A 6,587-nucleotide genomic window follows, 5' to 3' on the forward strand; every position below is an offset into this window, starting at 1 on the left:
CGCGCGCATCCGCTGGTGGACCTGCGCGCGCGCTGGATGGCGGTCGACCTGATCACCAACCGCCACCTGAAGCAGTCCGAAGGCAGTGCACCGCGTTGCCACGGCATCTACGCGCTGGACATCGACACCCAGCGGGTCGAGACGCTGCCGGCCCGTGCCGTGGTGCTGGCCACCGGTGGTGTCGGCAAGGTCTACCGCTACACCAGCAACCCAGACACCGCCACCGGCGACGGCATCGCGATGGCCTGGCGCGCTGGCTGCCGTGCCGCCAACATGGAGTTCATCCAGTTCCACCCGACCTGCCTCTACCACCCGCAGGAGCGCAGCTTCCTGATCACCGAGGCCATGCGCGGTGAAGGTGCGGTGCTGCGGCTGCCGGGCGTGCCGTCGGAAGAATCACCCTGGGGCGCACGCTTCATGGCGGCGCACGACGAGCGGCTGGAACTCGCGCCGCGCGACATCGTCGCCCGCGCGATCGACTTCGAGATGAAGAAACACGGCGTGGACCACGTCTGGCTGGACGCGACCCACCTCGGCGAGGCCTTCCTGAAAGAGCACTTCCCCAACATCCACGCCCGCTGCCTGACGCTGGGCATCGACATTGCGAAGCAGCCCATCCCTGTCGTGCCGGCCGCGCACTACACCTGCGGCGGCGTGGTGACGGACCTGTCCGGCCGGGCCGACGTGCCAGGCCTGTTCGCCGTCGGCGAAGCCACCTACACCGGCCTGCACGGCGCCAACCGCCTGGCCAGCAACTCGCTGCTGGAATGCGTGGTCATCGGCCAGACCTGCGCCAGGGCCATCCTGGAGGATGCCGTGCCGCGAGTCCCCAAGCTGCCCGCCTGGGACGAGAGCCTGGTCGAAAACGCCGACGAGCAGGTCGTCATCTCCCACAACTGGGACGAGCTGCGCCTGTTGATGTGGAACTACGTCGGCATCGTCCGCACCACCAAGCGGCTGGAGCGGGCACTGCACCGCATCAAGCTGCTGAAGGACGAGATCGAGGACTACTACGCCAACTTCCGTGTCAACCGCGACCTGCTGGAACTGCGCAACCTCGTCGTTTGCGCCGAACTCATCGTGCGCTCCGCGCTGATGCGCCACGAAAGCCGCGGCCTGCACTACAGCCGCGATTTCCCGGCGACGCTGCCGGTGAGTTTTCCGACGGTGCTGACGAGAAAGGCGAAGAGCCGGTCCTGAGAGGTCAGCGCCGCGCCCGCATGGCGTTGCGGGCTTGCACGAAGCCGTAGGCGAACTCCACGGCTTCCATCACCGCGCGCTCGGATTCCGTCCGCTCGTGCTCGGTCTGGAAGAACGCCAGGTCCACGTCGTGGCGGATGTAGCGTGGGGGCAGGCGGTTCAGGGCGACGCAGGCGATGTCGGCGAGCACGTCGTCGTTGTCCTGCAGGTGGGGGAAGTGTTGGGACTGTTCCCGCACCGTCGAGAACACGGCTTTTTCGTAGAAGTTGTGGATCGACGCGATGTCCATGACCAGTGCGCCGGCGGCATGGCCGGGCGAGCAGACTGCAATGCGCCCAGTGTGCCGCCGGGTTCGCACCGGTGGAGGGGGGCTCCGCTGTACCAGATGCCGGATTGACGCAGCATTTCACGGCCACGCCCCAGTCGCGCCCCTATAGTGCGCGCATCCGGCCGGTGCCCTGCCTGGCCTTCTTCCTCATGGCTTCGCCACAGCGTTTCACGGAGACCCGATGCCCGCGCCGATCGAGTTCTATTTCGACTTTTCCTCGCCTTACGGCTACCTCGCGTCCGAGTTGATCGATGCGATTGCCGAGCGCCACGGCCGCAATGCGATCTGGCATGCCATCGTGCTCGACGCGACCTACCAGTCGCAGGACCGCATCCGCATCCCCACGCACATGATGCGCAGCGAGTACGTGATGCGCGACGTGGAGCGCTCGGCCGGCTACTACGGCCTGCCGTACAAGGCGCCGGCGCACCCCAGCCTGCATACCGAGCTTGCAGCCCGTGTGTTCCAGTGGCTGGGCGACCGCCAGCCGCAGCAGGCACGCGACTTCGCGCACGGCGTGTTCCGCGCGCTGTTCACCGAGGACCGCAACATTGCCGACGCTGCGGTGCTGCAGGAACTGGCCACCAAGGCCGGCATGTCCGAGGCGGACTTCCACACGGTGCAGACCGACGGCACGACCAAGACGCGCCTGAAGGCCGAGATCGACGTGGCCCAGGCCCGCGGCGTTTTCGGCTCGCCGTTCTTCATCGTCGAAGGTGAGCGCTTCTGGGGTGTGGACCGCTTGCCGCAACTGGAGCGGTGGTTGGAAAAAGGACCTTATTGACGACCACCCCTACGCGATTCGCGCGCCCCTCCAGGGGCACCACCAGCGGACCGGCGGAGCCGGATCCGCGGCGGTTGCTGGGTTGGATCAGGCAGCGAGGGGGCTTGCGCGTTTTGCCTTGGCTCTTGCCACTGCGTCGAGTTGCGGGCCTTGTGCTGGAGCGGCCGATCGGAGCGACGCCACGTCGACAGCGTCCAGGATCTCGATCTGGTGCTCGGCCAACAGACGCTTTCCGACCTGGCTATGGGCCAGCTTGTAGATGCGCTGAAGCTTGCGGCCCAACCTGTCTTCCGATGCGGGGTCGCGGGCGAGTTTCATCAACGCGGCCTTGGCCACCTGGATGGCCCAGGTGGCCTGGGTCAGCACATGCGACCCTTTCTCGTCGAACAGGCCGACGGCGTTTTGAACCCTCGACTCCAGCACATCGAACGGTTCCATCACCTTAATGAACTTGTCCTGGCGCCACTCGACCTGCACGCTGTTCTTGATCACGTTGGCTGTGAACTCGCTGGATTTCTTCAGGCCGCTGATGGTGTAGAGCTGGTGCAGGACATCGATGTTCCGCTCCTTGCCTTCGCCCACGGGCAGCCGCAGCTGCGCCACGATGGCGGTGCGGCTGGTCTTCTTTGGCAGTTCCACCCGCGCTTTCATCGCCAGCGCCAGGTCAAGCGCCAGCGCAAGCTTGCCGAGCGCATCGCCGTCGTTGGAGACCATGGCGCCTTCGGAAGGGATCTTGAACCGGTCCATCCAGAAGGCCAGTGCCTGCCCACCGACAAGGACCAGCGCGGTCCCCATGCTGGACAGGAAAAGGTCGATGGTGGCCTGATCGAGTGGTGCCTCGTCCGGCGGAAGCTGCGGATCGGTGCTCACCCTGGGGGAGTCAATAGGGTGAGTCGATGAGGCGCAGGTCTTTGGCTTTGCCGCCGGCGAACCAGCTCAGTTGATCACCTGACAGCCGACCTGATCGGACGTTCTCCAGGTCGAGTGCCTGCCTGGATCGTTTGAACGCCCACAGTGCTGCGTCGCCAGCCTCCGCTTTTCCCTGTTTTGCCATGCCGGCCTGCAGCAGTTCGCTCAACTGTGCCACGGACATGCCAGACGCCTCTAACGCAGCACCGATGCGCGCCCAATGTTCGACCTGCTGTGCGGCAGAGCGCGACATCAGCGCGCCCTCTTCCTGTGCGGTACGGAAAAGCTCGGCGCCGATGCGGATGGAGTTGGAGTTCATCGTCAGATCCGTGGCAGTTTGTGGCATTCTGCCACCGGAAGATGCCGGCATCCAGCAGCCGAACAAGGCCAAGCGCCAACGAAAAAGAGGCCACAAAGGCCCCCGTTATGTAGCGCGCCGTAGGCTCTCAGCCTCCCAAGCTCCCCAATACCCGCATCGAATAGTCCGTCGCCTGCACGTCCTTGGTCAGCTTGCCGATGGAGATGCGGTCGACGCCTGTGGTGGCGATGTCGCGCAGGCCTTCGAGGGTGATGCCGCCGGAGGCTTCGAGCAGGGCGCGGCCGGCGGTGAGGGCCACGGCTTCGCGCATCTGGCTGGGGGTGAAGTTGTCCAGCAGCACGCTGGTGGCGCCGGCTGCCAGCGCTTCTGCGAGCTGGGCCAGGGTTTCGACTTCGATCTGGATGTCCACCCCCGCGTTCAAGGCCTTGGCGTCGGCCAGCACCGGGCCGATGCCGCCGGCCGCGGCGATGTGGTTTTCCTTGATCAGGATGCCGTGCCACAGCGCCAGGCGCTGGTTGGCACCGCCGCCCACGCGCACGGCGTATTTCTGCGCTTGGCGCAGGCCGGGCAGGGTCTTGCGGGTGTCCAGCACCACGCAGCCGCGCGGATTGGGCGAGGCGCCTTCGATGGCGTCGGCATGCCGGCGCGTGGTGGTGGCCACGGCCGAGAGCAGCTGCAGGAAGTTCAGGGCAGGGCGCTCGGCAGAGAGCAGGGCACGGGCGTCGGCGGCGATCTCGACGACCGGCGTGTTGGCGGCCATGCGTGCGCCTTCGGCGTAGTGCCACTGCAGCGTGGCCTGCGGGTCCAGCGCGTGGAAGCAGGCGTCGAACCAGTCGCGGCCGCAGAGCACAGCTTCTTCGCGCACGGTGACACGCGCTTCGACGCGGCGGCCTGCGGGCACGAGCAGGCTGGTCCAGTCTTTGGTGCCAATGTCTTCGAACAGGGCATCGCGCACATTGCGGGCACGGGCCTCGTCCAAGGTCTCGTTGTGATCGAAAGTCATGTGTGCCCCTCGCTCGGCGAGTACGCCGCCCGATCTCCCGAGGGGATTGCGGGCCGGCTTGGGAGCGGCCCGGCGCTCGGCCCGCCCCTCGTGGTTGAAGTGACGTGCCTCAGGCGGCGCCGATGCCTTTGACGAGCCCCTGCACCTTGGGCGCGAGGGCGGAAGGGTTGGCCGCGACGAAGTCCAGCATGCGGTCGATGCAGCGCTTGGCTTGCAGGCCCAGCGCGGGTTCGACGTGGATTTCCCCCTGGCCTTGTTCCAGGCAGGCGATCACTCCGTCCAGCCCGTTCATCGCCATCCACGGGCAGTGTGCGCAGCTCTTGCAGGTGGCGGAGTTGCCGGCGGTGGGGGCTTCGATCAGCGTCTTGCCGGGCGCCAGCTGGCGCATGCGGTGCATGATCAGGTTGTCGGTCGCGACGATGTATTCGCTGGCCTTGCCGTTGATCACCGCGCTCAGCATCTGCGAGGTCGAGCCGATCACGTCGGCCAGCTTGACCACGGCTTCGGGCGACTCGGGGTGCACCAGCACCATCGCATCCGGATGCTCGGCCTTCAGCAGTTCAAGCTCGGTGGCGCGGAACTCGTCGTGCACGATGCAGGCGCCGTTCCACAGCAGCATGTCGGCGCCGGTTTCCTTCTGGATGTAGCCGCCGAGGTGGCGGTCCGGTGCCCAGATGATCTTCTGGCCCTGGTCCTTCAGGTGCTTGACGATGGCCAGCGCGCAGGAGCTGGTGACCATCCAGTCGGCGCGGGCCTTCACTGCGGCGCTGGTATTGGCGTAGACGACGACTTGCCGGTCCGGGTGCACGTCGCAGAAGGCGGCGAAATCGTCTGGTGGGCAGCCGAGGTCCAGCGAGCAGGTGGCGTCCAGGTCGGGCATCAGCACGCGTTTGCCGGGCGACAGGATCTTGGCCGATTCGCCCATGAAGCGCACACCGGCGACGACCAGGGTCTGGCTCGCATGGTCACGGCCGAAGCGGGCCATTTCCAAGGAGTCGGCCACGCAGCCGCCGGTTTCGAGCGCCAGGTCCTGCAGGTCGCCGTCCACGTAGTAGTGGGCGACCAGCACCGCGTTGTGCGCTTTCAGCAGTGCGGCGGCGTGGGCCTTGCGCTCGGCGCGCTGTGACGCCGTCAGCGGCGGCGGCACCTTGGCCCAGGCGTGCATGGTGCAGCTGTCACCCTTGGCGTCTTGCCGGGTGTAGTCGAAGAGTACTTCGTTCATTTTTGCATTTTAGTACGTGGCTTTGCCGGCAAGGCATGTGGGGACATGCCGTTTTGCCAAGAGCCGCTTCAGGTCAGGCGAAGGCAAAGAATTGGCTGGGAGGCATGCCGACCGCGCGTTTCACCATCGCTGTGAACGCGCTGGGACTGGCGTAACCCAGCTCGGCGGCAATCAGGCGCATCGGGTGCTTGCGCGCCGCCAGCGAAAGCGCGTGGCCCAGCAGCAACTGCTGGCGCCATTGCGAATAGCTGCTGCCGAGCTGGTCCTTGAACAGCCGGGCCAGCGTGCGTGGGCTGATGGCGGCTTGCCTAGCCCAGCCTTCGAGGTCGGCATGGCGCATCGGCTCGGCCAGCATGGCTTCGCAGAGCTGGCGCAAACGCTTGTCCTGCGGCAACGGCAGGCCCAGCGGCACGGCGGGCGCGCGGCGCAGTTCGTCCAGCAGCAGTGTGGCAATGGCGTGTTCGCGTGCCACGTCGTCTGGCGGGCGCGGCGGTGGTTCGCCTGGACGCAGCGGGTCCGCTTCCACCGCCAGTTGCAGCACCAACTCGCGTAGCAGCGGCGTGACTTCCAGCACCCGGCAGCCGTGCCAGGGTGAGTCAACGGCGCTTTTGTGCAACCGGGCAATGGCGCTCGGGTCCATGTAGACGGTGCGCAGGTCGGCCTGCTGCACGGCAGTCACGCTGTGAACCGTGCCCGGCGGAATCCACACCGCGCGCGAAGGTGGCAGCAAATAGGTGCTGTCGCTGGCATGTCCACGGGCGCCGATGCGCACCGCGCCGTCGACCGAAAACACCAGCTGGCCCCAGGTGTGCGAATGCGGCT

8 protein-coding genes are annotated in these 6,587 nt (G+C 66.6%); 2 read left to right on the plus strand and 6 right to left on the minus strand.

Going from position 1 to position 6,587, the window contains the following annotated elements; genetic code table 11:
• Positions 1–1,200: L-aspartate oxidase (gene nadB, locus FKP22_RS17165; protein ID WP_141288691.1), on the plus strand; the 1,200-nt coding region annotated here is incomplete at its 5' end.
• Positions 1,201–1,204: 4 nt separating this feature from the next.
• Here nadB and FKP22_RS17170 read toward each other — a convergent pair.
• On the minus strand, positions 1,205–1,489 hold the full coding sequence (locus FKP22_RS17170; protein ID WP_310733343.1) for a late competence development ComFB family protein: 285 nt from the start codon (positions 1,487–1,489) through the stop codon (positions 1,205–1,207).
• 220 nt (positions 1,490–1,709) lie between these two features.
• Here FKP22_RS17170 and FKP22_RS17175 point away from each other — a divergent pair, with 220 nt between their 5' ends.
• Positions 1,710–2,312, plus strand: a complete 603-nt coding sequence (locus tag FKP22_RS17175) for a 2-hydroxychromene-2-carboxylate isomerase (protein ID WP_141288693.1) — start codon at positions 1,710–1,712, stop codon at positions 2,310–2,312.
• A gap of 87 nt (positions 2,313–2,399) precedes the next feature.
• On the opposite strand, the gene FKP22_RS17180 is transcribed toward FKP22_RS17175, so the two are convergent.
• The 5 genes from FKP22_RS17180 to FKP22_RS17200 all read right to left on the minus strand — a co-directional run.
• Positions 2,400–3,182, minus strand: coding sequence for a hypothetical protein (locus FKP22_RS17180; protein WP_141288695.1), 783 nt, complete (start codon positions 3,180–3,182; stop codon positions 2,400–2,402).
• A gap of 10 nt (positions 3,183–3,192) precedes the next feature.
• The gene (locus FKP22_RS17185; protein WP_170200938.1) at positions 3,193–3,540 is read right to left on the minus strand and encodes a TA system antitoxin ParD family protein; all 348 of its coding nucleotides are present in this window, start codon (positions 3,538–3,540) and stop codon (positions 3,193–3,195) included.
• Between the two features lie 127 nt (positions 3,541–3,667).
• On the minus strand, positions 3,668–4,543 hold the full coding sequence (nadC, locus tag FKP22_RS17190; protein ID WP_141288699.1) for a carboxylating nicotinate-nucleotide diphosphorylase: 876 nt from the start codon (positions 4,541–4,543) through the stop codon (positions 3,668–3,670).
• Positions 4,544–4,652: 109 nt separating this feature from the next.
• Entirely contained in the window at positions 4,653–5,765 is a 1,113-nt protein-coding gene (nadA, locus tag FKP22_RS17195) for a quinolinate synthase NadA (RefSeq protein ID WP_141288701.1), read from the minus strand.
• 73 nt (positions 5,766–5,838) lie between these two features.
• Positions 5,839–6,587: AraC family transcriptional regulator (locus tag FKP22_RS17200; RefSeq protein ID WP_141288703.1), on the minus strand; the 749-nt coding region annotated here is incomplete at its 5' end.

The sequence above is a fragment of the Ideonella azotifigens genome (assembly GCF_006519715.1).
Taxonomy (GTDB): Bacteria; Pseudomonadota; Gammaproteobacteria; order Burkholderiales; family Burkholderiaceae_C; genus Ideonella; species Ideonella azotifigens.

Bases quoted from the DNA above. Each gene is read 5' to 3' on its own strand.
- FKP22_RS17170 (WP_310733343.1), bottom strand. From the start codon at position 1,489: ATGGACATCGCGTCGATCCACAACTTCTACGAAAAAGCCGTGTTCTCG.
- FKP22_RS17175 (WP_141288693.1), top strand. From the start codon at position 1,710: ATGCCCGCGCCGATCGAGTTCTATTTCGACTTTTCCTCGCCTTACGGC.
- FKP22_RS17185 (WP_170200938.1), bottom strand. From the start codon at position 3,540: ATGAACTCCAACTCCATCCGCATCGGCGCCGAGCTTTTCCGTACCGCA.
- nadC (WP_141288699.1), bottom strand. From the start codon at position 4,543: ATGACTTTCGATCACAACGAGACCTTGGACGAGGCCCGTGCCCGCAAT.
- nadA (WP_141288701.1), bottom strand. From the start codon at position 5,765: ATGAACGAAGTACTCTTCGACTACACCCGGCAAGACGCCAAGGGTGAC.